We start from the raw sequence: 24,534 nt of genomic DNA on the forward strand, positions 1-24,534 counted from the left end.
GTACTTAATATTTTTAATTCTATGGATAATCTTATTTTAAACTACTATTCTGCGTTATCTAAAAAATCTTTAACGCGTTCTGTTAACTTATCAAGAAACGACCTACGCTCTTTAACTGGTGCTTCTTTTATCTCTATTGTTGGTTTTTCTTCTTCTTCATCTTTAACAACTTCTTCTTCTATTTGTTGTTGTTCTGCCTTTTTTCTTTCTTGACGTTTTAATCCGTCTAACACTAAACCAACAGCGGTTGCATAAAGTGGGCTTGTAACGTCTTCGTCACTATCTCCTGCTAAATGCTCGTTTGGATAACCTATTCGGGTATCCATTCCTGTTATATATTCTACTAATTGTTTTAAATGCTTTAATTGGCTACCTCCACCTGTTAAAACAATACCTGCAATTAAATTTTTCTTTTGCTCTTCGTGTCCGTAATTTTTTATTTCTACGTAAACCTGTTCTACAATCTCTACAACACGTGCATGAATAATTTTAGAAAGGTTTTTAAGGGTAATTTCTTTAGGCTCTCTACCACGTAAACCTGGAATAGAAACAATTTCGTTGTCTTTATTTTCTCCTGGCCATGCCGATCCAAATTTTATTTTTAAAAGCTCAGCTTGCTTTTCTATTATTGAACAGCCTTCTTTTATATCTTCTGTAATAACGTTTCCTCCAAAAGGAATTACCGCAGTATGCCTTATTATACCATCTCTAAAAATGGCTAAATCTGTTGTTCCGCCTCCTATATCTATAAGAGCAACTCCAGCTTCTTTTTCTTCTTGGCTTAATACTGCATTTGCCGATGCTAAAGGCTCTAATGTTATACCTTCTAAATCTAAACCTGCACTTTGTACACAACGCCCTATGTTTCGTATTGATGAAACCTGACCAACTACAACATGAAAATTTGCTTCAAGACGACCTCCATACATACCAATAGGCTCTACTATTTCTCCTTGCCCATCTACTTTATACTCTTGAGGTAAAACATGAATTATTTCTTCGCCTGGCAGCATTACCAATTTGTGTACTTGATTTATTAATCTATCAATATCTTCATCATCTATTACTTGATCTGAATTTGGTCTTGTTATGTAATCGCTATGTTGCAAACTACGTATATGTTGTCCTGCAATACCAACTGTAACTTCATCAATTTTAATATCGGCAGCAGTTTCGGCTTCGTGTATGGCTTGCTGTATAGACTGTGTTGTTTGGGTAATATTATTTACCACACCACGGTGTACACCTAAGCTTTTAGACTTGCCTATGCCTAAAATCTCAAGCTTGCCGTATTCATTTTCACGACCAATCATCGCCACAATTTTTGTGGTTCCTATGTCTAACCCTACTGCTAAATTATGCTCCATTGTTTACGTTTTGGTACATACTACTTGATTATCAAATTGCAAATTTACTTTACTATATGCATTAAGTGTTTTTTCTTTTAAATGTTTTTGATAAAAAACTTTTAAGTTGTTTATTTTTTTATCTAAAAAATTCACACTACCTAATTGTACTATAAATTTACACTGCCTAAGCTTTAAGGAAATAACTCCCGCTGTACTTTGATTTATTTCTATAACATTTGTTTTTAAAAAATCGTCTTTTTCAATTTTTCTAGCTACTGTAAAAACATTTTTTAAATCATTTTTTTCAATATAACCTGTAACTAATGGCACACGAGCAGAATAATTTGATGACAATGGCATGTATAAACCATCTTCATCTATATAATACGATGCATTGGTGCGCACTCGCGCTATAGGTCGTTTTTGTTCTATATCAGCCTTAAGCACCCCATTAACAGTAAGATACACTTGCGCTGTTTTAATCATTGGATTAGAATTAAGGGCAGATTCTATAGACCTCAAATCTAAAGTTTCTTTTGGCACGTTTTTAACGTCTTCTTGATTTTGTATTAACAATTTACTAACAGTTTGATGCGAAATAAAGAGGTTATCGTCTCCAAAGAATTGCACATCAACATCTGCAAGTTTTCTTGCCGCATTTTTCTTTGAGGAAAAAGCAAATAAAAACACCACTAAACCTAGTAGTACAAACATCCTTATGTAGCTCCAATTAAATCGCAACGCTCAACTCTTTTTTTATTGTTTTTACTTGTTCGCCTATATCTCCTGCTCCTATTGTTAAAATAATTTGAGCATCACTCTCTTTAATTTTAGTAATCATATCTTTTTTAGACACCAATTGCTTGTTTTGGTTACTTATTTTTTCTAATAACCAACTAGAAGTCACCCCTTCAATAGGTAATTCTCTAGCAGGATATATATCTAACAATAATACCTCATCAAACTGCGATAAACTTTTTGCAAAACCGTCTATAAAATCTCTTGTTCTACTATACAAATGCGGTTGAAACACAGCCAATACACTTTTACTAGGATACATTTCTCTTACCGCTTGATGCACCGCATTAATCTCTTCTGGATGGTGTGCATAATCGTCTATAAAAACTAAATCATCTGTTTTTATTTGATATGAAAACCGTCTCTTTACACCCTTATACGAAGCTAAAGCCTTAATTAACGCATTTGTATCGCAGCCATATTCTACAGCCATTGCCAAGGCAATTAAGGCGTTGGACAAATTATGCCTACCGGGCAAACTAAACTGCACATCTTTTAGTACCGCTTTTGGTGTTTTAACATCAAAAACATAAACACCATCTATTATTTTTATATTCTGAACCGAATAATCGGCATTATCTTCTATACCATAAGTTATACCTTTTAAAGGCAATCCATTTTTAACAAACAACTTACCATCTGGCTTTATTTTTTTTGTAAAAGCTTCAAAAGTTTTTATTAACTCCAAAGAATCTCCATAAATATCTAAATGATCTGCATCCATTGATGTAACACAAGCCAAGTTAGGAGAAAGCGTTAAAAAGGACCTATCAAATTCATCTGCCTCAACCACAGATACTTCTGTACCTCGAAGTATTAAATTAGAATTGTAATTCTCTGTAATTCCTCCCAAGAATGCTGTTAACTCTACATTACACTCATACATTAAATGCCCTAAAATACTTGTAGTAGTTGTTTTTCCATGTGTACCTGCAACTGCCAAACAAAACGTATGTTCTGTAATAAGCCCTAATATTTCTGATCGTTTTAAAACCTTAAAATTATTACCTAAAAAATATTGCAATTCTGAATGCGTTTTAGGTATTGCTGGCGTATAAACAACTAAAGTATTGTCTTTATTTATAAACTTAGAGTCAATACAAGCCACATTATCTTCAAAATGAACATGAACATCTAAATCTACCAAAGCATTCGTAATTTCGGTTTGTGTTTTATCGTAACCTGCCACATTTTTGTTATTAGCTCGAAAATATCTCGCCAATGCACTCATGCCTATACCACCAATGCCTATAAAATAAATGTTATGTATATTATTTAAGTTCATTTTTAATTTAAATTCAGAAGTTTTTCAACTTCGTCTGCTATATCTTTTGTAGCATTAACCAATGCCATTTTCTTTATATTATCTCCCAACTCCTTTTGCCTATCTGGAGACGCTATTAGCTGTGAAAATTTATTTTCAAAATCAACCTCTAAATCTCCTTCTTTAATTAACAATGCCGCATCATTACCTACAATAGCCATAGCATTTTTTGTTTGATGATCTTCAGCTACATTTGGCGACGGAATAAATATTGTTGGCTTACCAACAATACAAAGCTCTGACACCGAACTTGCTCCTGCTCTAGAAATAACAACATCTGCTGCTGCATAAGCCAAATCTATATCATTTAAAAACTCATACACCTGCACATGCTTCGTATTATTATAAATTCTATACTGCTGGTAGTACAACTTACCACATTGCCATATTACTTGTACGTTCTGTGTGTCTAAAAAGTCTAACTCTTTTTCAATTAATTCGTTTACACGCCTTGCTCCTAAACTACCTCCCAACACTAAAAGCGTATGTTTACCCGCTTTTAAATTAAATTTATTTTTAGCCTCTACTGTCTTAGATTCTATATTTAATAAACCTTGACGAACTGGGTTTCCTGTTTTAATAATTTTGTCTTTTGGAAAAAACCGCTCCAAATTATCGTAAGCCACACATATTTTATTTACTTTTTTTGCTAATAATTTATTCGTAATACCTGGATACGAATTTTGCTCTTGTATTAAAGTAGGAATACCTATTGAAGTTGCAACCTGCAACAAGGGCCCGCTAGCAAATCCTCCAGTACCTACAACTACATCTGGCTTAAAAGACCTTACTATTTGACGTGCTTTAAAAAGACTACTCATCAACTTAAAAGGAAACGATAAATTCTTTAACGTTAATTTACGCTGAACACCAGAGATCCACAATCCCTTTATAGCATAACCAGCCTGAGGTACCTTTTCCATTTCCATTCTATCTTTAGCTCCTACAAATAAAAACTCCGATTTAGGAAAACGTATTTTCAACTCGTTAGCAATAGCAATAGCTGGATATATATGCCCACCAGTGCCACCACCCGACAATATAATTTTATATGTTTTTGTTTTACTACTCACTTTTTATTTTAAATACACTTATTAGTGTTTAATATTATATTGCTTCGCTTAAAATTTCAAGCGGATTATCTTCAACATTTTCTTGCTCTTTTACCTCTTCACGCTTTGCACTTACGCTTAAAATAATACCTATAGCTAGACAAGTCATCCAAATAGATGTTCCCCCACTACTCACTAAAGGCAAGGTTTGCCCTGTTACCGGAAACAACTCTACCGCCACAGCCATATTTATTAAAGCTGTAAATATAATTGGCAAGCCAACTCCTAAAACCAAAAGCTTACCAAAAGTACTTTCTGCTTTTTGAGCCACAATTACAATTCTAAACAAAAGCCACAAATACATTATCATTAACAAAAAACCACCAATAAGCCCATACTCTTCTATAATGATTGCAAAAATAAAATCGGATGATGATTGTGGTAAAAAATTCTTTTGAATACTCTTACCCGGACCAACACCATAAATACCTCCAGATGCAATAGCAATTTTAGCTTTTTCTATTTGATAATCGGCCTCTGTAACCTCACTATTAGAATAGTTTTTAATCCTGTTTTCCCAAGTATTCACTTTTACATGTAACGGTCCAGTTGTTAATTTAGCTACCATAACAAAAAACACTAAAGCAACAGCTCCAGACCCTAAAATTATAGCAATATAACGTAACGGATAACTCCCCAAAAACACCAACACCAACACCATTAAAAATATAATTGCTGCAGTAGAAAAGTTAGATGGCAATATTAATGCCAACACCATAAAAACTGGCAACCACAAAGGTAAAATGGAAGACTTAAATGTTATATCTTGATCTTTAATTTTAGACATATAGCGCGCCACATAAACCATTAAAACCACAGAAGCAAATGTTGATGTTTGAAACGACATACCCACAATTGGTATTTGAATCCATCGACTTGCACTTGCACCCCCCATTACCGTACCCTGCATCATTGTTATAACCAACAACACCAAAACTATTGGCACCATAACTAGCGACAACCCTTTAAAGTAACGGTATGGAATTTTATGCACTAAATACATAATTACAAACCCCAAAAATAAATGCACAACATGTTTTACCAACAAAATAAAAGTATTACCGTTATAGCGGTCGTAAGCCAAATCACTGGCTGCACTATAAACTGGCAAGAATGACAAAATAGCCAACAACGCCACAATTGCCCAGATTAAACGGTCTCCTTTTATGTTCTCAAATAGTTTTTGCACGCATCTATTTTTTAAAATCAATTAAATTGTTATAGGTTTCTTACTGCGTTTTTAAATTGACGCCCCCTATCTTCGTAATTCTCGAATAAATCGAAACTAGCACAACAAGGAGACAACAAAACATTATCACCAGCTTCACCTAATTTATAAGCTATTTTTACAGCTTCGCTCATATACTGAGTTTCTACAATAACATCAACCATACCGCCAAAGGTTTCCATTAACTTATCGTTATCTACACCAAGACAAATAATAGCCTTTACTTTTTCGTTTACAAACGAGAATAATTCAGAATAATTATTCCCCTTATCTACTCCTCCTACAATCCAAATTGTTGGCGCATCCATACTTTCTAAAGCATAGTAAGTTGCATTTACATTTGTCGCCTTAGAGTCATTAATGTATTGCACTTTGTTAATCTTTAATACATTTTCAAGACGATGCTCTACACCCTGAAAGTTCTCTAAACTCTCTCTAATTGTTTGCTTTCTTATTTTAAGCAAATGCGCAACCGTAGATGCTGCCATAGCATTTTTTACGTTGTGCTTCCCTTCTAATGTCAAATTTTTTGTTGGCATAATTATTTTATTATTATCTATTGTTATTTTTATTTCGTCTCCTTCTAAATACGCTCCGTTTTCTATAACTTTTGTTAACGAAAAAGGCAATAATGTAGACTGAACTGGATTATTTTTTAAATGATTAACAATAACCTCATCATCTGCATCATAAATCAAATAATCGCTTTTTGTTTGATTTTCAGCAATCCTAAATTTTGATTTAATATAATTTTCAAACTTATACTCGTATCTATCTAAATGATCTGGAGTTATATTTGTTATTACAGCTATGTGTGGTTTAAAATCAACTATATCATCTAACTGAAAACTACTAATCTCTAACACGTAATTTGCAAAACCTTCCTCTAAAACTTGATTTGCAAAGCTATCGCCTATATTACCCGCCAACCCAACATTTAACTGCTGTTCTAAAATATGATGCGTTAACGACGCGGTTGTTGTTTTACCATTACTACCTGTAATAGCAACAAGAGTTGCTTTTGTAAATTTTGCTGCAAATTCTATTTCAGAAACCACCTGTATTCCTTTTTCGTGTATTTGCTTTACCAAAGCCACTTTATCTGGAATACCAGGACTCTTCATTACTAAATCTGCGTTTATAATTTTAGATTCTGTATGAGTTTCATCTTCCCATTCAATCTCATTATGTATAAGAACTTCTTTATATTTTTCCTTTATTTTCCCTTTATCAGACACAAAAACATCAAACCCCTTTTCTTTTCCTAAAAGCGCTGTACCAACACCACTTTCTCCACCTCCTAATATGACTAATCTTTGTTTTTTCATTATTACTAAAACACTTCGACAAGCTTAGTGTGACATTCCTTTTTTCGTTTACCTTATTTTCAATGTTACTATTGAAAGAATAGCTAGCAGAATACCAACAATCCAAAAACGCGTTACAATTTTACTTTCGTGATATCCTGATTTTTGATAATGATGATGCAAAGGCGACATTTTAAAAATGCGACGCCCCTCTCCGTATTTTTTTCTTGTATACTTAAACCAACTTACCTGCATAACTACCGATAAATTTTCAGCCAAAAAGATACCACACAACACAGGTATTAGCCATTCTTTTCTAACCGCAATTGCAATTACCGCAATAACACCACCAATAGTTAAGCTACCTGTATCGCCCATAAAAACCTGAGCTGGAAAAGTATTATACCACAAAAAACCAATTAAAGCACCTACAAAAGCTGCGATATATATTGTTATTTCCTCTATACGAGGGATGTACATAATGTTTAAATAATCTGAGAACACAATATGCCCAGAAACAAATGCAAATATGCCTAATGTTAGCACTATAATTGCAGATGTACCCGCAGCCAAACCATCTATGCCATCTGTAAGATTAGCCCCATTAGACACTGCTGTTATTATAAAAATAACCGCTAGTATAAAAACAACCCATGCGTATTTTTCTAACGACGGACTAATCCATGTTACTAAATCGGCATAATCAAACTCATTTCCTTTTACAAATGGAATAGTTGTTTTAGTGCTTTTTTCTTCAGTTTTAAAAAGTTTTGATTGCGATATATTAGAATTATCTGCCAAAAGCACTTGACGCTCTTTTAAAGGCAATTTTTCCTTCATTGTTACATCCTGATGAAAAAACAACGTTGCTCCAACAATAATACCAATACCAATTTGTCCTAATATTTTAAAGCGTCCTTTTAAGCCTTCTTTATCGTTTTTAAACTTTTTTAAATAATCATCTACAAAACCAATTATACCCATCCAAACGGTAGTTATAATTAATAAAATAATGTAAACGTTTTCCAGCTTAGCCAACAATAACACAGGAATTAACGTTGCAAGAATTATTATTATACCTCCCATTGTAGGCGTTCCTGCTTTTTCTTTTTGACCGTCTAACCCTAAATCTCTAATGGTTTCACCCATTTGTTTTTTCTGCAAAAAACGAATGATTCTTTTACCATAAATAGTAGAAAAAAGCAATGCAAAAATCATGGCCAAAGCAGCTCTAAAGGTTAAAAAACCAAAGAGTGTTGCCCCAGGAAACTGAAACTGCTTTTCTAAATATTCGAATAAGTAGTATAACATTTATTTTTGCAATTGATTTAAAAGTTCTCTTACTGTTTTATAATCATCAAAATCAAAGCGCTCTCCTTTAATTTCTTGATAGGTTTCGTGCCCCTTGCCCGCTATTAAAATAATATCGTTTGGTTGCGCCAATTGGCATGCTGTTTTTATAGCTTGTCTTCTGTCTGAAATAGTTAAAGCCTTTTTAAAATTCTGAGGCTCTACACCTTTCTCTATTTCAGCTAAAATATCTTCAGGGTTTTCGCTTCGCGGATTATCACTTGTAAAAATAACCTTGGTACTTAACACAGTCGCTATATTACCCATTTTGGGACGTTTGGCCTTATCGCGATCGCCACCGCAACCAAATACAGTTATAAGCGTTTCGTTTTTAGTACGAATACTATTTATAGTTTCTAACACATTTTTTAATGCATCTGGTGTATGTGCATAATCAACAATTGCAGTTATTTTTTCGTTTGAAATAAAATACTGAAAACGTCCGCTCACACTTTCTAAATCACTTACCAAACGAAGCACCTCTGTTTTTTCTAAACCCAACAACTCTGCAGTAGCATAAATTGCCAAAACATTATAAGCATTAAAATTACCAATAAGACGAGTCCACACCTCACTATCATTCAATTTAAGCAACAAACCGCTTAATTGATTTTCTAAAATTTGAGCTTTATAATCTGCATAGCTTTTTAAAGCGTATGTATATTTTTTTGCTTTGGTATTTTGAAGCATAATTTGCCCATTCTTATCGTCTGAATTAACCAATGCAAATGCTGTTTTTGGAAGTTTATCAAAAAACATTTTTTTTACATCTCGATACTCTGCAAACGTATTATGATAATCTAAATGATCGTGCGATAAATTTGTAAAAATTCCACCTTCAAAATGCAAACCTTCCGTTCTATTCTGATCGATACCATGTGAGCTCACCTCCATAAAACAAAACTCAACACCAACATCATTCATCTCAGACAAATACCTATTAATAGTTAACGAATCTGGTGTAGTGTGCGTTGCTTTATACTCCACGTCATCTACCATTATTTTTACAGTAGACAACAACCCTACTTTGTAACCTGCATTTTTAAATAACTGATACAATAAAGTAGCAATTGTCGTTTTACCATTTGTACCTGTTACACCAACCAACCTTAAATTTTTCGAAGGTTCTTGGTAATAATTTGAAGCCATAATAGCTAAAGCTCCACTAGCAGTATCGACCTCCACATAAGTTACACCTTTTACTAAATTAGTAGGCATAACTTCGCAAACTACAGCTACAGCACCTTGTTTTATTGCAGCATCTATATAATTATGCCCATCTACAACACTACCTCTTATAGCTACAAAAACACCGTTAGACACTATGTTTTTCGAATTAAAATTGATAGCACTTACAACAATACCAGTATTACCAACAACTGCGTTTATGGTTACCTTATACAATATGTCTTTTAATAAAATCATGACGCTTGCAACACTACTATTTGATTATTCTTTAATTTTTTATTCTTACTAACAGATTGCTTTTTAACAATACCATTACCACTAACTTGTACTTGCAATTTAATTTGCATATTCTCTAAAAGTGCAATAGCATCCATTGCCGGTAAACCTACCACATTAGGCATAATTGTTTTATAAGTTTGCGCTGTTTCGTAATAAGACTCAAACTCTTTATTTACTGATGCGTTTTGAACCTTTAGCGATTCTACCTCGTCTATTAAAGGTGTGTCTGTGTAAATTTTTTGAGCAACACTTTTAAAAACTGGCCCAGAAACATCTGCCCCATAAAAACCAACTTTTGTACTTGGCTCGTGAATAACAACAATACAAGAGTACTTTGGATTCTCTGCAGGAAAATATCCCGCAAAAGACGACACATACTTTTTATCTTTCTTCCACGCTTCAAAATCTGCATAATCAGTTCTTGCAGTTCCTGTTTTACCCGCCATAGAAAACGTTTTAGAATACATACGTTTACCTGTACCGCGCACCACAATATTCTTTAAAATTTCGCGTGTTTTACTTAAAGTTTCATCAGAGCAAATCTTATCTACTATAACCTCTTTTTCAAACGTTTCAATTTCTTTATCAAACTCTTTTACAGCGTTTAAAAAACGAGGCCTAATCAACTCTCCATCATTAGCAATAGCATTATAAAAAGCCAACGTCTGCAAAGGCGTTAATTTTAAATTATAACCATAAGCCATAGAAGGCAAAGCATTTTTACTCCATATAACATCTCCTGGCTTAGGAATTACAGGTTCTCCTTCGCCTATAATAGAAACCCCTAACTTTTCGTTAAGCCTCCAATCATACAACTGATCAAGAAAATCTTCTGGTTTTTTTGAATAATTATCATCTATAATTGTAGCTAAACCAATATTTGAAGACACCTCTAAAGCTCTTGCAGCAGAAATTTTACCATAGCCACCACGATGCGAATCACTAATATATCTACCATAAAAACGCTTTCTTCCCTTTTGAGTATCTATAACCGTAGAGGTATCAATAACCTTATCTTCTAAAGCAGCCATCATTGCCATTACTTTAAATGTAGATCCAGGTTCATGACTTTCGCCAACCGCATAGTTTAACATTTCGTAATACTTACCACTGCGCGTTCTTCCTAAGTTAGAAATCGCTCTAATCTCACCAGTTTTAACCTCCATTACTACAGCACAACCATGCTCTGCCTCGTAAATTTCAAGCTGTTTTAAAAGCGCGTGATGTGCAATATCTTGAATATTTACGTCTATAGTTGTATATATATCATACCCATCTTGCGGCTCTACTTGATTATAATCTAAAATAGGTTTCCATTGCCCTTTTCCTATTTGCTGCTTTGCTCTTTTACCCGCTACACCTCTTAAATACTGAATACCATAGGCACCATCTAATCCAGGTCTTGTCACATTACCATCTTCATCTACACGCTCGTAACCAATTGTACGCTCTGCGATACCGCCCATTGGATGCTCCCGTCTTACTGTCTGTTCTACAATTAACCCACCTTTAAAAGCTCCTAGATTTAGCATTGGGAAATTTCGAAATCTTATATAATCTGAATACCCTAAGTTTTTCGCCAAGAAAAAATACCTGTTTCTATTTGCTCTAGCCTTACGGATTGCCTTTTGATAACGAGTAGATGGCTTACCATAAAAACGAGAAAGCGAATCGCACAATGGCTTCAAGTACTTCTCGAAGGTTGATGCTTTTGGCGTCATGGCATCCAGCCTAATTTCGTATTTAGGTATAGATGTAGCCAATAAATTACCATTTACAGAATACACATTACCTCTATTAGGAGGAATAACAAAATCTTTAACAATACGTTGTTCTGCTAAAGCCTTATATTTATCACCCTGAATAAATTGAATACTTACCAATTTAAAAACCACAGCAACGCCGAAGACAAACATACAGCCTGCTACAAAATACAATCGGTTTAATATGTTCTTCTCGTTTACTGCCAAGTTCGAACTTTAATTTTGAGATTTAACTTTTATTTTTTTAGGTGGCTCCACCGAAGGCTCCAATCCTTTTTCTTTCATTTTAACAACTATTGCAGACTCCATTTTAAGTCGCATTAACCGCGATCGCCCATCAACAAATGCAGATCGCATTTCCTTAACTTCATTTGTTAATCGCGCAATATCGTACACTTTTTTATCTGCACTATGCGAACTCGCAATCATAACTATAGCTAAGCCTGATATAAAGAGAATAACTCTCCAGTTTTTAAAAGAGTCATCACTAACTAAAAACGTTCCTTTTAATACGCTATAGATATTCTTCTTCATTTAAACCTTTTCTGCTATTCTTAGTTTCGCACTTCGCGCTCTACTATTTATTTTTATTTCTTCTTTAGTTGGCACTATTAAACCTCCAACCTTTTTTAAAGGCACTTCAAAATTGCCAAACATATCGCGCTCTGGTTCACCTTCAAACAATCCGTTTCTTATAAAACGCTTAACCAATCTATCCTCTAAAGAATGATAGGAAATAAAGCTTAACCTGCCATCTGATTTTAAAATTTCTGGTGTTTGTTGTAAAAATTCTTTTAAAACTTCTATTTCTTGATTAACCTCTATCCTTATTGCTTGGTAAATTTGAGCCAACACCTTATTTTCATGTCTTGGTGGCAAAAACTTTTTTAACACCTCTTTTAACTGTGTACTAGTTACAATTTTTTGAGACTCTCTATAATCGACAATTAACCTTGCCATTGCTGGCGCTGCTCTTAGCTCTCCATATTGCAAAAACACCTGTTTTAACCTTGCCTCGTCATACTCATTTACAACATTAAAGGCCGATAATTCGTTTTCCTGATTCATTCGCATATCTAAATCTGCTTCAAATCGCGTAGAAAACCCACGCTCTGCAACATCAAATTGATGAGACGATACGCCAAAATCTGCCAAAACACCATCAACCGATCGCACCCCATGAAACCTTAAAAATCTTTTTATATATCTAAAATTTTCATGAATTAAAACAAACCTATCATCATCTAAAGCATTCTCAAGCGCATCTTGATCTTGATCAAAAGCAAACAACCTTCCCTTTTCTCCAAGCCTCCTTAAAATCTCTTTACTATGCCCACCTCCTCCAAAAGTGACATCTACATAAATGCCGTCTTCTTTAATATTTAAACCATCTACGGTTTCCTTTAATAAAACCGGGTTATGATATTCCATCTTCGTCATCGTCTTGTCCCATTACCTCTTCAGCTAAATCTGCAAAATCATCTGTAGCATCATTAATGGCTTGTTCATACTTATCTTTATCCCAAATTTCAATAATATTTATTGAAGGCGATATCACTATATTTTTAGATATACCTGCAAATCCAATTAAATCTTTAGGAATTAACACTCGCCCAGTAGCATCAACTTCTACCATCCTTGCTCCTGCACTAAAGCGCCTAATAAAATCGTTATTCTTTTTCTTAAACTTATTTAGCTTATTCATCTTCTTCATTAAGGTTTGCCATTCTCCCATTGGATACAATTCCAAACACTCCTGAAAAACAGATCGTCTTAACACAAACCCCTCCTCTACAATTGGAGAAAGTTGTTTTTTCATTCCAGCAGGTATCATAAGACGCCCTTTTGCATCTACTTTACAGTCGTATGTGCCTATTAATGAAATCAAAACGTTTTTTCTCCTACTTTAAAGTTTAATATTCAAATATATCGAAAATTTTACCACATTTTACCACTTTACTGCACATTGTTAATAATTTTTCGTCAAAAAGAGGTTTTATCAAGACTTAAATACAACATGAAGCTCGTAAACACTCAAAATCAACAGACTAAACACGCTATCTATACTTAAAAAAGGTTATCAACAACACGCCTGCAATATTTTTTTTGGACTTTTAATTAAAATGGCTGAAATATGAATGAAATAACTATATTTGTTTTTAATGAAATGACTAATTGATTAATGACGCATAGTTTAAAAAAAGAAGGAAAATACAGCTATATCGAGGCAGGAGAAGGCGAACCAATTATTGTATTGCATGGCCTAATGGGAGGTCTTAGCAACTTTAATTCTGTTACCGAATTCTTTAGTAATAAAGGATATAAAATTATAATTCCTGAATTGCCAATTTACTCACAATCGTTGCTTAAAACCAACGTTAAAAGTTTTGCTAAATACCTACACGATTTTATAGATTTTAAAGGTTTTAAACAAGTTATATTACTAGGAAACTCACTAGGTGGTCATATTGGTCTATACCATACAAAATTATATCCAGCAAAAGTAAAAGCACTTATAATAACAGGAAGCTCAGGACTTTACGAAAGTGCCATGGGCGGAGGCTATACCAAACGTAGCGACTATGAGGTTATTAAAAAGAAAGCTCAAGATGTTTTTTACGACCCTGCTGTTGCCACCAAAGAGATTGTTGACGAGGTTTACGAAACTGTAAACGACCGTAATAAGCTAATTAAAACACTTGCAATTGCTAAAAGTGCTATAAGGCATAATATGGCAAAAGATTTACCCAACATGACCACTCCTGTATGCATAATTTGGGGAAAAAACGATACCGTAACACCTCCAGATGTGGCAGAAGAGTTTAATACCCTTTTACCCGATTCTGACTTATATTGGATTGATAAATGTGGGCATGCTGCAATGATGGAGCACCCAATAGAATTTAACACTATACTTGATTCTTGGTTGATTAAAAGAGGATTGTAGTTTGATTCTTAGTTAATACTTAAATTATAAAGCGCTTTTTCGAAATAATTTCTAATCTATCATAGCTAGAAATTAATCATGTTTTTTTGATGAACATGAAAAATAACGAACTCCAAAAATGACTTGGATTACAAAAGCTTTTACGCAATATGCAGTTTATGAAACGCCTCAAGCTTTAAATGAATTCATCACATACTAATTACCACTTTTCCTTTATCCCGTATTAGCATTTTATTTTAATAAAAAACAAATCATATTAAAATAGCGATAAATACTGCAACTTCCTCTATTCTTCTTTTTAAATGCTTGCTAATTTTCTATTCAATTTGTATTCACTAAATTTGCTCCCTAAACGCACCTCAAAATCATATATTAACGTAGAAGTCACCTCATAACACTACTTCTCTAGCAAAAAAACTATGAAAATTAAATCTGCTGAATTTGTAATGAGCAACTCTGATGTTGCAAAATGCCCAAAAAGCATGCTACCAGAATACGCTTTTATAGGTAGGAGTAATGTTGGGAAATCTTCGTTAATTAACATGTTAACCAGTCGAAAAAGTTTAGCAAAAACTTCGGGTAGACCAGGAAAAACACAACTTATTAATCATTTTTTAATTAATAAAAACTGGCATTTAGTAGATTTACCTGGTTATGGTTACGCACGTGTATCTAAAAGCGCAAAAAAAACATTTCAAAAGTTTATTACTAAGTATTTCGACTTTAGAGAGCAATTGGTTTCTGCTTTTGTTTTAGTTGATATTCGCCACACACCACAGCCCGTAGACCTAGATTTTATGGCTTGGTTAGGCGAACACGGTATTCCCTTTTCTATCGTTTTTACTAAAGCTGATAAATTAAGACCACTAGCTATTGAAAAGCATGTTGAAGATTATAAAAACATTCTTTTAGAAACGTGGGAAGACATGCCTAATTACTTTATAACATCGTCGTCTAAAACCATAGGTAAAGATGATGTTTTAGAATACATCAATACACTAAACGAGAATATGAATTTAAGCTCTAACTAATCCAACGTTATAGCCTATCCTTTTACATCCAAAGCATCTCGTAAGGCATTACCAATAAGCATAAATGCCATAACCAGACTCATGATACAAAGCCCAGGTATTAGCGCCAAATATGGCTTACCTAAAATAATGTAATTATAATGATCTTTTATCATGGCTCCCCAACTAGCCATTGGAGGTTGTGCGCCAATACCCAAAAAACTAAGTCCGCTTTCTATTAAAATGGCTGCAGCAAAATTAGCTGCCGATATTACTATAACAGGCGCCATTATATTTGGTAAGATATGCTTGGTAATAATTCTAAAATTATTAAAACCCAAGGCTCTAGCTGCAGTAACATATTGCATTTCTTTTGCACTAATAATTTGTCCGCGTACTACCCTAGCAACCTCAACCCACATGGTAAGCCCTACAGCTATAAATACTTGCCAAAACCCTTTACCCAAAGTTAAAGTAATTGCAATAACCAACAATAAGGTAGGTATAGACCAAGTTACATTAATAACCCACATAATTACTGCATCTACCTTACCTCCAAAATAGCCTGCAAGACTACCCATAAAAACACCAATTACCAAAGAAATAAACACCGCCACAAAACCTATAAAAAAAGAAATTCTTGCACCTACTAAAATACGACTTAGCAAATCGCGCCCATACTTGTCTGTGCCAAATAAAAAGGATTGTTCTTTTACATAGTTATCTACTGAAGTATTTGGAAATACACTTAGACTAATTGTTTTACTAACGCCTTTTAACCCGTCTGACGCATATTCCACATAAGTTAATAACTGATTATTTATAGTGTAATTTGAAATTGGAATTTCTGTATCGCTCTTTTTCTCTCCAAAAAACAAAGCATTAAAACTACTTTGATTAGTTTTAATTTGAGACGGAATGGTTAGCATTTTCACTTTAAACCCAGGCTTTTTAGAATGAATTGCCAAATGCATTTGATTTGCATACTGAGAATTGTCTGGTGCAAAAGCATATGCAAATACAGAAACAACTCCTACGAAAAGAATAAAGCCGAAACTAAAAACGCCCCAAAAATCTTTTTTAAATTTTTGAAGCGCTAATTGTTTTAGTGAGTTCGAAACGTTACTCATTTATTTTTTAAGGTTTTATTTTTGCCACTTTTTTAACACCGTAAGACATTTTTAAATCTTCTAAAACATTTAAAGCTTCTTCAATATAAACATCTTTACTTAAGCTTTCGTGCCAACGGTCTCTTTTTTCTTTTAAATCTGTGGTATCACTAGCAAACAATTCTTTTTCGAAAGCTAAAGACTCAAAAGATAAGTTTGTTGTGTAATCTGATATTTTATCAAACTGCTTAGACTCTTCTTCATTTAAATCTAAACTAGCTTTATATTTCTCATAGTTTAAGGATACTTGAGTTTCATCTATTTTACTTTTAACCCATTTAGCATTGGCCTCAATAAGTTTTAACTGCTCATTTTGACTCATACGCGCTTTACTTTTGCTTATTGTTTGATCGTAATCAAAATAACTATCCCAAACTTCATAATCAGCTGCATCAATTTCATCCCAAGGTAGAGGATTTTCTTTTTCCTTTTCCCCTACATCTATAAAACTAAAACGTCCTGGTACATTTACATCACTTTTAACTCCTTCTAACTGCACAGAACCACCATTAATTCTATAATATTTTTGAGTTGTAAATGCTAAAGCTCCTAAATCTCCACTGGTATTATTTCTTACTAAATTATTAAGGTTGTATACATTTTGTACCGTACCCTTTCCGTAAGTTTGCTTACTACCTATAATAATTGCACGTTTATAATCTTGCATAGCTGCAGCCATAATTTCTGAAGCGGAAGCAGACAACTCGTTTACTAGAATTACTAAAGGTCCATCCCAAACAATAGATTTATCTTTGTCTCTTAAAACCTCTTTTGGCGCTCCAGTAGATCGTACTTGCACAATAGGACCATCTTTAATAAAAAGACCTGCCATATCTACAACTGTTGGTAAAGAACCTCCTCCGTTATTACGTAAATCTAAGATTAACCCCTCCATACCTTCTGCTTTTAAACGCTCAATATCCTTCTTCACATCGATTGCTGCGTTTAAGTTTTTATAATCATCAAAATCGACATAAAAAGCTGGTAAATTAATAACACCAAACTTTTTCTCGTTCTTTTTAACCAAAGATGCCTTAGCATAAGTTTCTCCTAGCTCTACAACATCTCTAACAATATCTATATCTTTAATAGTACCATCTACCTTTTTAATAGTTAATGTTACTTTAGTACCTTTTGGACCTTTTATATATTTAATAGCATCGTTAATACGCATACCAACAATATCTACCGGAAACTCTTCGTCTTCCTGCTTCACTTTTAATATAACATCTTCAACTTCTAGTTTTTGACTTCTCCATGCTGGTCCTCCAGAAATAAGCTCTACAATTTTAATGTAATCCATACGTTTTTGAAGCCTTGCGCCTATTCCCTCTAATTTGCCAGACATACGTTGGTCGAAATCTTCTTTGCTTTTAGGAGCTAAATAATACGTATGTGGGTCAAACTCTTCTACAATAGCGTTTACATATAGAGCAAACCAATCTTCGCGTTTTAAATCGTCTACATTATCATTAAAATATATGTTTAACGATTTTAAAGTTGCTTCTCTAGCCTCTTTTTCTATTTCTGCATCTGTTTTAGCTATATAATCTTTATTATTAGCTATAGCTATTTTTTCTTCTTGCTTTAAATCGTCATAATTAGAAAGTGTAGAGAATTTAAGTTGTTTTCTCCAACGCTCTTTCATTTGCTTTTTATTCTTTACAAAACCACTTTTATCGTAATCTGTTTCAAAAACCTCATCAATATCATAATTAAAAGGTTTAGACAGTACTTCTTTATAAATCTCTTGAGCTTCGGCAATACGTTGTAACATACGCTCGTGCGTTACATTAAAGAAAGTAATATCAAACGCTTTTAATTGGTCGTCAATAGTCAACTTAAACTTCTCAAAGTCTTTATAATCCGATTCGTAAAAATAACGCTTAACAGGATCTATACTTTCTAAATAATCTGAAAACAATTCTTCAGAAAACGCATCATCCATCGCTATAGGGTCGAAATGACCTTGTTGCAATACATAAGTAATTACCTGGACTAATAATTTATCTTTATCTGGATCGTCAAACGACTTGCTAGTAAAGCTACAAGAAGCAAAAGCTAAAAGTAAAACCAACATTAAAATTTTGAAATTCTTTTTCATCATATCTCTCATATTCATTTTAAATAACGGTCTTGTCTAGATTTTAATATAACTTAGACCTATATATTTTACTAAAATAAAGAAAAAACTATGCCAACTAAACTATATAGGCGCTAATTTTTTGTTAAAGCAAACAATTTAAATCTTTACAACGTATTTTATGTATTTTAGCACTGCCTTAAAAAGAAAAATAAATGAGTAAAAAACCGTTAATTTTAGTTACAAACGACGATGGCATTACAGCACCTGGCATTAGAGTCTTAATTGAAGTAATGAGTAGTATTGGAGACGTTGTTGTTGTTGCTCCTAATAGCCCACAAAGTGGCATGGGTCATGCCATAACCTTAGACTCTACTTTACATATTGAACGTATTAACCCAACTAGTGAAACTGCTGTAGAATACAGTTGTTCTGGCACACCTGCAGATTGTGTTAAACTTGGAATTCGAGAAATTTTAGATAGACGCCCAGATTTATGCGTTTCTGGTATTAACCACGGGTCTAATGCCTCTATAAACGTTATTTACTCGGGCACAATGAGCGCTGCTCTTGAAGCTGGTATAGAAGGGATTCCTGCTATAGGTTTTTCTTTATTAGATTACAAATGGAGTGCCAATTTTGATGCTGCCAAACCGTTTGTTAAAACCATTGCTGAAAACGTGCTAAAAAATGGGCTTCCTAAAGATGTAGTTCTTAACGTAAACATTCCTAATGTTGAAAAAAACAACATAAAAGGCATTAAGGTTTGTAGACAAGCTAAGGGCAATTGGGAAGAAGTTTTTGACAAACGCAAAAATCCGCAAGGAAAAGATTATTACTGGCTTTCGGGAAAATTTGTTAATTTAGACAATAAAGAAGATACTGATGAGTGGGCCCTAGAAAACAACTACATATCCATAGTACCTACTTTATTCGATTTAACCGCACACAAACATATTGAATTTTTAAACACTTGGAATTTAAACGATGAATAAAGAACTTATTATTGGCATATTAGTTGGAATTCTTGCCAACGTTATCGGGCTTATTGCTACCGCGACTATTTTAGGGCAAGGCGACGATTTTACTACTGTTATTAAAGCTGCTTCAAACGAAGGTTTTTTAGGTAAACTTATAAGTTTAGGTGCCATTTTAAATTTAATTGCGTTTTTTATTTTTATAAAAAAGAGACAAGATTACAGAGCTAGAGGCGTATTAATAGCAACCGTATTTATAGCTATTTTTACTTTTCTATTTAAACTGTATTAATTTATAAATTAGATGAAGTATTACATTATTGCAGGAGAAGCATCTGGAGATTTACATGGAGCTAACTTAATGAAGGCATTACTTAAAGAAGATGTAAATGCTGATATTAGGTTTTGGGGAGGAGACCTTATGCAAGCTGTTGGAGGTACTTTAGTTACGCATTACAAAGAGCGCGCTTTTATGGGTTTTACTGAAGTTATTTTGAATTTATCTAAAATCTTCAAATTTATTTCCTCTTGCAAAAATGATATTAAAGCTTTTAATCCTGATGCTATTATTTTTATTGATAATTCGGGGTTTAACTTACGTATTGCAAAATGGGCAAAAGCACATAATTATAAAACAAACTACTATATTTCGCCACAAATTTGGGCTTCTAGAGCTAGTCGTGTAAAAGCCATAAAACGCGATGTAGATAACATGTTTGTTATCCTTCCTTTTGTTAAAGATTTTTATAAAAAATACGATTATGAAGTAAACTTTGTTGGACACCCTTTAATTGATGCTATTGCAGATAGAACGCAAGTTGATGAGTTTACATTTAGAAAAGAAAACAACTTATCTGACAAGCCAATTATTGCTCTCTTACCAGGAAGCAGAAAGCAAGAAATTACCAAAATGCTATCTGTAATGCTTAGCATTATTAACGATTTCTCTGATTATCAATTTGTAATTGCAGGTGCTCCAAGTCAAGACTTTAGCTTTTACAACACCTTTATAAAAACAGACCAAGTACGCTTTATTAGCAATAAAACATACGACTTATTAAGCGTATCTACCGCAGCATTGGTTACATCTGGCACTGCCACTTTAGAAACCGCTCTATTTAAAATACCCCAAGTAGTTTGCTATAAAGGCAGCAACATGTCTTACCAAATAGCTAAGCGCATTATTACTTTAAAATACATATCGTTAGTTAATTTAATTATGGACAAAGAAGTGGTTACCGAGCTAATTCAGAATGATTTTAATTCTAAAAGACTTAAAGAAGAACTTACTAAAATTCTAGATGGTTACCAACGCGCCAAGTTATTTTTAGATTATTATGAATTAGAAAAAGCCCTTGGAGGAAAAGGTGCTAGTGAGAAAACAGCCAAATTAATATACAAATCGCTTCAGCCATAAACCTACCTATGAAACACATTATTTTTGTTCTTATTTTAACTCTTAGTTTTAGTAGTTGTAAATCTTCAAAACGACCTAAAAGTAAAAAGTCGCCTTCATCTAAAGTTATTACAAAAAAAACAAAAAACCCAAGAAAGACGACTCACAATATTGCCAACTATACTACCACTGATAAAATAATTAATCACGCCAATACATTTAAAGGCGTTAAATATAAATGGGGAGGCACCACCAAAGCAGGTATGGATTGCTCTGGACTTATTTACGAATCTTTTAGAGTAAACGATATTTATTTACCTAGAATATCGAGAGACATGGCTAAAAAAGGTACTAAAATAGCCTTAAAACAAGTACAAAAAGGCGATTTACTTTTTTTTAGAACATCCAAAAACAGAAGAAATGCCATTAACCATGTAGGTTTAGTAACCTATGTAAAAAGTGGAACTATTAAGTTTATACACGCCACGACTAGTAAAGGCGTTATTACCTCATTGTTTTCTGAAACATATTGGAACAAGGCCTTTGTTGAGGCTCGAAGGGTTTTGTAAATATTTACCTATCTTAGGGTTTTATGAAGTTAATAAATTTTACTTTAATAAAGCTCACACTTTTCTTAGTTATAGGCATAACTATAGGCTACTTATTTTCCATACCAAACATCACTTCATTCTTAATTACATCTGTTTTATTAATTGCTCTAAGCATTTGTTTTTTTATTGCTAAAAAACAATTCTCTAAAAATATATGGTTTGGTATTATATCCTATCTCTTACTAATTTCTATTGGTATATTATCTGTTAACTGCCATAACCAAAAGAGATTCACCTATCACTACTCCAACAACTTAACCCCTAACAAAGACTCTTTAAACACTATTACTTTTAAGATTAGAACGTTATTAAAACCAAACAATTACTACAATAAATACATTGTAAACGTTCTAAAAATTGATAACAAAAGGGCTTCTGGTAAATTACTTTTAAACATAAAGAAAGATTCTTTATTTAACACCCTAGATACTGACGATATTTTTACAGCTAAAACAACATTAAAAAGTATTTACCCGCCATTAAACCCCGGACAATTTAATTACAAAAAGTATTTAAGAGAAAAATACATTTACGACCAAATTACCACAACAAACACATCGCTTTTAAAATTAAACGCAAAACACACTACTCTATTTGGTATTGCAAACAACATTCGCAAATACATTAATAAAAAATTAAAACCATATAATTTTAAACCAGACGAGATTGCCATTATTAATGCCTTACTTTTAGGACAAAGACAAGATGTAAGCGAAGATATTTACAACAACTATACCAACGCAGGAGCTATACACATATTAGCTATTTCTGGTTTACACATTGGTATTTTATTAATGCTACTAAATATTATTTTTAAACCTATAGAGCAGTTTAAAAATGGACGATTAATAAAAACTATTTTAATTGTTATTATACTTTGGAGCTTTGCACTTATTGCAGGATTATCGGCTTCTGTAACACGGGCTGTAACTATGTTTAGTATTGTTTCTATTGGCATGAATTTAAAACGCCCAACCAACATATTTAACACCTTAGCACTATCTATGCTTGTGCTACTTTTAATAAAACCACTGTTTTTATTAGATGTTGGATTTCAACTAAGTTACATGGCTGTATTTGCTATTGTAATTATAGATCCGCTGTTATATAAACTATGGCAACCTAAAAACAAAATACTTAATTTTTATTGGCACACACTAACCGTAACCACATCGGCACAATTAGGGCTTTTACCTTTAAGTTTATATTACTTTCATCAAATACCTAGCTTATTTTTTATATCGAACCTTGTTATTATTCCGTTACTTGGGCTTCTTTTAGGGCTTGGCATTATAGTTATTGCTTTAGCATCAATAAATAGTCTACCTCAATTCTTAGCATCTACTTTTGGCTGGCTTATTGGTTTAATGAATACCTTTATCGAATGGGTTGCACATCAAAACACATTTTTAATTAAAAACATTTCTTTTAACCTTTTATATATTTTGTCTGCCTATATACTTCTAGCCGGTATAATTAATTTTTGGACGAATAAATCTATTAAAAGCTTAAAGTTTGCTCTTTTAGGCATCATATTTTTACAAAGCACTATTATTTACACCAACTATAATAAACCTAAAAATCAGCTTATTATATTTCATAAAAACCGGTTTAGCTTAATTGGAAACATTTCTAAAAATAAAATTTATTTAGCCAATGATTTTGACTCTATAACCCAATCTAAAAGTAGAACAGCAACCAATTTTATAGTTAAAAATCATATTAAAAACCACAAGAAAGATAGCCTGAAACATTTATACCTTTTAAATAAAAAGAAACTTTTAATAATAGATAGTTTAAGTTCCTACAATGTAAAATCTTTTACACCAGACTATATATTACTAAGGCAGTCTCCTAAAGTTAATTTAAACCGTTTAATAGATTCTATTAAACCCAAACACATAATTGCTGATGGTAGCAATTATAAATCTTACCTAACGCGATGGGAAGCTGTGTGTAAAAAAAGAAAAATCCCTTTTCACCCAACAGGTAAAAAAGGAGCTTTTATTATTGATTATTAAAAACTGAATAAATAAAATATTAGCTTTTAAATTCAGGTTTAAATGCCTTTGCATAAGCACTAAATTTCTCCTGAGAATCTATAGTTTTATAATGATTTTCTTTAAATAATTTTAAGTATAACTCTATTTGCGGAGGTGTTTGGTAGCCCTTTATTGGAGCAATAACGTTTCCTGTCTCGTCAAAAAACACAATAGTTGGGTAAGCACTAATTTGAAGGTAACCTGCTAATTGATGCGGAGAATTTCGCCTATTTGCTTTAGCAGGATCGTAATTAGGGTTTGTAAATTCGCCACCATTATAAGATATTACATCATTACCCTCTCCATCAAACTTTACAGCATAATAATGCTCGTTAACATAATTAGAAACATCTTCGTTATGAAATGTATTTTTATCTAAAGCTTTACATGGCGGACACCAACTGGTATACACATCCATCATAATTTTTTTAGGCGTTTTCCTTTGAAGTTCTAAAGCCTCTTCAAAAGTTACCCAATTAATTTCTTGCGCTATACTATTTAAGGTTACAAAACCCAATACAAGCATTACATATAGTGTCTTTTTCATAATAATTTTGTTGCAAAAGTTGTTCCGAACTTACAAAAAATGCGCCTAAATAGG

The 24,534-nt window shown here is 33.0% G+C and carries 22 protein-coding genes; 7 read left to right on the forward strand and 15 right to left on the reverse strand.

Going from position 1 to position 24,534, the window contains the following annotated elements; all coding sequences use genetic code 11:
- Positions 1-44: 44 nt before the first annotated feature.
- The 12 genes from ftsA to mraZ form a co-directional block, all read right to left on the reverse strand.
- Entirely contained in the window at positions 45-1,367 is a 1,323-nt protein-coding gene (ftsA, locus tag ABD715_RS13810) for a cell division protein FtsA (protein WP_344788873.1), read from the reverse strand.
- 3 nt (positions 1,368-1,370) lie between these two features.
- Positions 1,371-2,063 carry a cell division protein FtsQ/DivIB gene (locus ABD715_RS13815; RefSeq protein WP_344788874.1) on the reverse strand — a complete coding sequence of 231 codons (693 nt, stop codon included), beginning with the start codon at positions 2,061-2,063 and terminating at the stop codon, positions 1,371-1,373.
- 16 nt (positions 2,064-2,079) lie between these two features.
- Positions 2,080-3,432 (reverse strand): UDP-N-acetylmuramate--L-alanine ligase, encoded by a 1,353-nt coding sequence (murC, locus tag ABD715_RS13820; RefSeq protein ID WP_344788875.1) that lies wholly within the window; start codon positions 3,430-3,432, stop codon positions 2,080-2,082.
- A 2-nt stretch (positions 3,433-3,434) separates the two neighbouring features.
- Positions 3,435-4,544, reverse strand: a complete 1,110-nt coding sequence (murG, locus tag ABD715_RS13825) for an undecaprenyldiphospho-muramoylpentapeptide beta-N-acetylglucosaminyltransferase (RefSeq protein ID WP_344788877.1) — start codon at positions 4,542-4,544, stop codon at positions 3,435-3,437.
- Positions 4,545-4,578: 34 nt separating this feature from the next.
- Positions 4,579-5,772, reverse strand: coding sequence for an FtsW/RodA/SpoVE family cell cycle protein (locus tag ABD715_RS13830; RefSeq protein ID WP_344788878.1), 1,194 nt, complete (start codon positions 5,770-5,772; stop codon positions 4,579-4,581).
- A gap of 29 nt (positions 5,773-5,801) precedes the next feature.
- Positions 5,802-7,139 carry a UDP-N-acetylmuramoyl-L-alanine--D-glutamate ligase gene (murD, locus tag ABD715_RS13835; protein WP_344788879.1) on the reverse strand — a complete coding sequence of 446 codons (1,338 nt, stop codon included), beginning with the start codon at positions 7,137-7,139 and terminating at the stop codon, positions 5,802-5,804.
- A gap of 48 nt (positions 7,140-7,187) precedes the next feature.
- A complete protein-coding gene (mraY, locus tag ABD715_RS13840) occupies positions 7,188-8,429 on the reverse strand; it encodes a phospho-N-acetylmuramoyl-pentapeptide-transferase (RefSeq protein ID WP_344788880.1) in 1,242 nt (413 codons plus the stop codon).
- A complete protein-coding gene (locus ABD715_RS13845) occupies positions 8,430-9,893 on the reverse strand; it encodes a UDP-N-acetylmuramoyl-L-alanyl-D-glutamate--2,6-diaminopimelate ligase (RefSeq protein ID WP_344788881.1) in 1,464 nt (487 codons plus the stop codon).
- On the reverse strand, positions 9,890-11,851 hold the full coding sequence (locus tag ABD715_RS13850; RefSeq protein WP_344789208.1) for a penicillin-binding protein: 1,962 nt from the start codon (positions 11,849-11,851) through the stop codon (positions 9,890-9,892). Before ABD715_RS13850 ends, ABD715_RS13845 begins: the two co-directional genes overlap by 4 nt.
- A gap of 63 nt (positions 11,852-11,914) precedes the next feature.
- Complete coding sequence (locus tag ABD715_RS13855; protein WP_344788882.1) at positions 11,915-12,232, reverse strand: FtsL-like putative cell division protein; 318 nt, start codon at positions 12,230-12,232, stop codon at positions 11,915-11,917.
- Positions 12,233-13,129, reverse strand: a complete 897-nt coding sequence (rsmH, locus tag ABD715_RS13860) for a 16S rRNA (cytosine(1402)-N(4))-methyltransferase RsmH (RefSeq protein WP_344788883.1) — start codon at positions 13,127-13,129, stop codon at positions 12,233-12,235.
- Positions 13,116-13,586 (reverse strand): division/cell wall cluster transcriptional repressor MraZ, encoded by a 471-nt coding sequence (mraZ, locus tag ABD715_RS13865; protein WP_344788884.1) that lies wholly within the window; start codon positions 13,584-13,586, stop codon positions 13,116-13,118. The genes rsmH and mraZ overlap by 14 nt, the downstream gene beginning before the upstream one ends.
- Positions 13,587-13,880: 294 nt before the next feature.
- On the opposite strand from mraZ, the gene ABD715_RS13870 reads away from it, so the two are divergent.
- Positions 13,881-14,645 (forward strand): alpha/beta fold hydrolase, encoded by a 765-nt coding sequence (locus tag ABD715_RS13870; RefSeq protein ID WP_344788885.1) that lies wholly within the window; start codon positions 13,881-13,883, stop codon positions 14,643-14,645.
- Between the two features lie 419 nt (positions 14,646-15,064).
- Positions 15,065-15,676, forward strand: coding sequence for a ribosome biogenesis GTP-binding protein YihA/YsxC (gene yihA / locus ABD715_RS13875; protein WP_344788886.1), 612 nt, complete (start codon positions 15,065-15,067; stop codon positions 15,674-15,676).
- 14 nt (positions 15,677-15,690) lie between these two features.
- On the opposite strand, the gene ABD715_RS13880 is transcribed toward yihA, so the two are convergent.
- Together ABD715_RS13880 and ABD715_RS13885 are read right to left on the reverse strand one after the other, a co-directional pair.
- Positions 15,691-16,785, reverse strand: a complete 1,095-nt coding sequence (locus ABD715_RS13880; protein ID WP_344788887.1) for an ABC transporter permease — start codon at positions 16,783-16,785, stop codon at positions 15,691-15,693.
- A gap of 7 nt (positions 16,786-16,792) precedes the next feature.
- Positions 16,793-18,928: a carboxy terminal-processing peptidase gene (locus ABD715_RS13885; protein ID WP_344789210.1), complete on the reverse strand. Its 2,136-nt coding sequence runs from the start codon at positions 18,926-18,928 to the stop codon at positions 16,793-16,795.
- A gap of 194 nt (positions 18,929-19,122) precedes the next feature.
- Here ABD715_RS13885 and surE point away from each other — a divergent pair, with 194 nt between their 5' ends.
- The 5 genes from surE to ABD715_RS13910 are packed head-to-tail and all read left to right on the forward strand — an operon-like array spanning position 19,123 to position 23,912.
- Complete coding sequence (surE, locus tag ABD715_RS13890; protein WP_344788888.1) at positions 19,123-19,902, forward strand: 5'/3'-nucleotidase SurE; 780 nt, start codon at positions 19,123-19,125, stop codon at positions 19,900-19,902.
- Positions 19,895-20,176: a hypothetical protein gene (locus tag ABD715_RS13895; RefSeq protein ID WP_344788889.1), complete on the forward strand. Its 282-nt coding sequence runs from the start codon at positions 19,895-19,897 to the stop codon at positions 20,174-20,176. The genes surE and ABD715_RS13895 overlap by 8 nt, the downstream gene beginning before the upstream one ends.
- Before the next feature lie 12 nt (positions 20,177-20,188).
- Positions 20,189-21,301 carry a lipid-A-disaccharide synthase gene (gene lpxB / locus ABD715_RS13900; protein ID WP_344788890.1) on the forward strand — a complete coding sequence of 371 codons (1,113 nt, stop codon included), beginning with the start codon at positions 20,189-20,191 and terminating at the stop codon, positions 21,299-21,301.
- 8 nt (positions 21,302-21,309) lie between these two features.
- On the forward strand, positions 21,310-21,849 hold the full coding sequence (locus ABD715_RS13905) for a C40 family peptidase (protein ID WP_344788891.1): 540 nt from the start codon (positions 21,310-21,312) through the stop codon (positions 21,847-21,849).
- Between the two features lie 23 nt (positions 21,850-21,872).
- Complete coding sequence (locus ABD715_RS13910) at positions 21,873-23,912, forward strand: ComEC/Rec2 family competence protein (RefSeq protein WP_344788892.1); 2,040 nt, start codon at positions 21,873-21,875, stop codon at positions 23,910-23,912.
- A gap of 19 nt (positions 23,913-23,931) precedes the next feature.
- Here ABD715_RS13910 and ABD715_RS13915 read toward each other — a convergent pair whose 3' ends face one another.
- Complete coding sequence (locus tag ABD715_RS13915; protein ID WP_344788893.1) at positions 23,932-24,480, reverse strand: thioredoxin family protein; 549 nt, start codon at positions 24,478-24,480, stop codon at positions 23,932-23,934.
- Positions 24,481-24,534 lie beyond the last annotated feature (54 nt).

Source organism: Postechiella marina (assembly GCF_039538365.1).
In the GTDB taxonomy this organism is placed as follows: Bacteria; Bacteroidota; Bacteroidia; order Flavobacteriales; family Flavobacteriaceae; genus Postechiella; species Postechiella marina.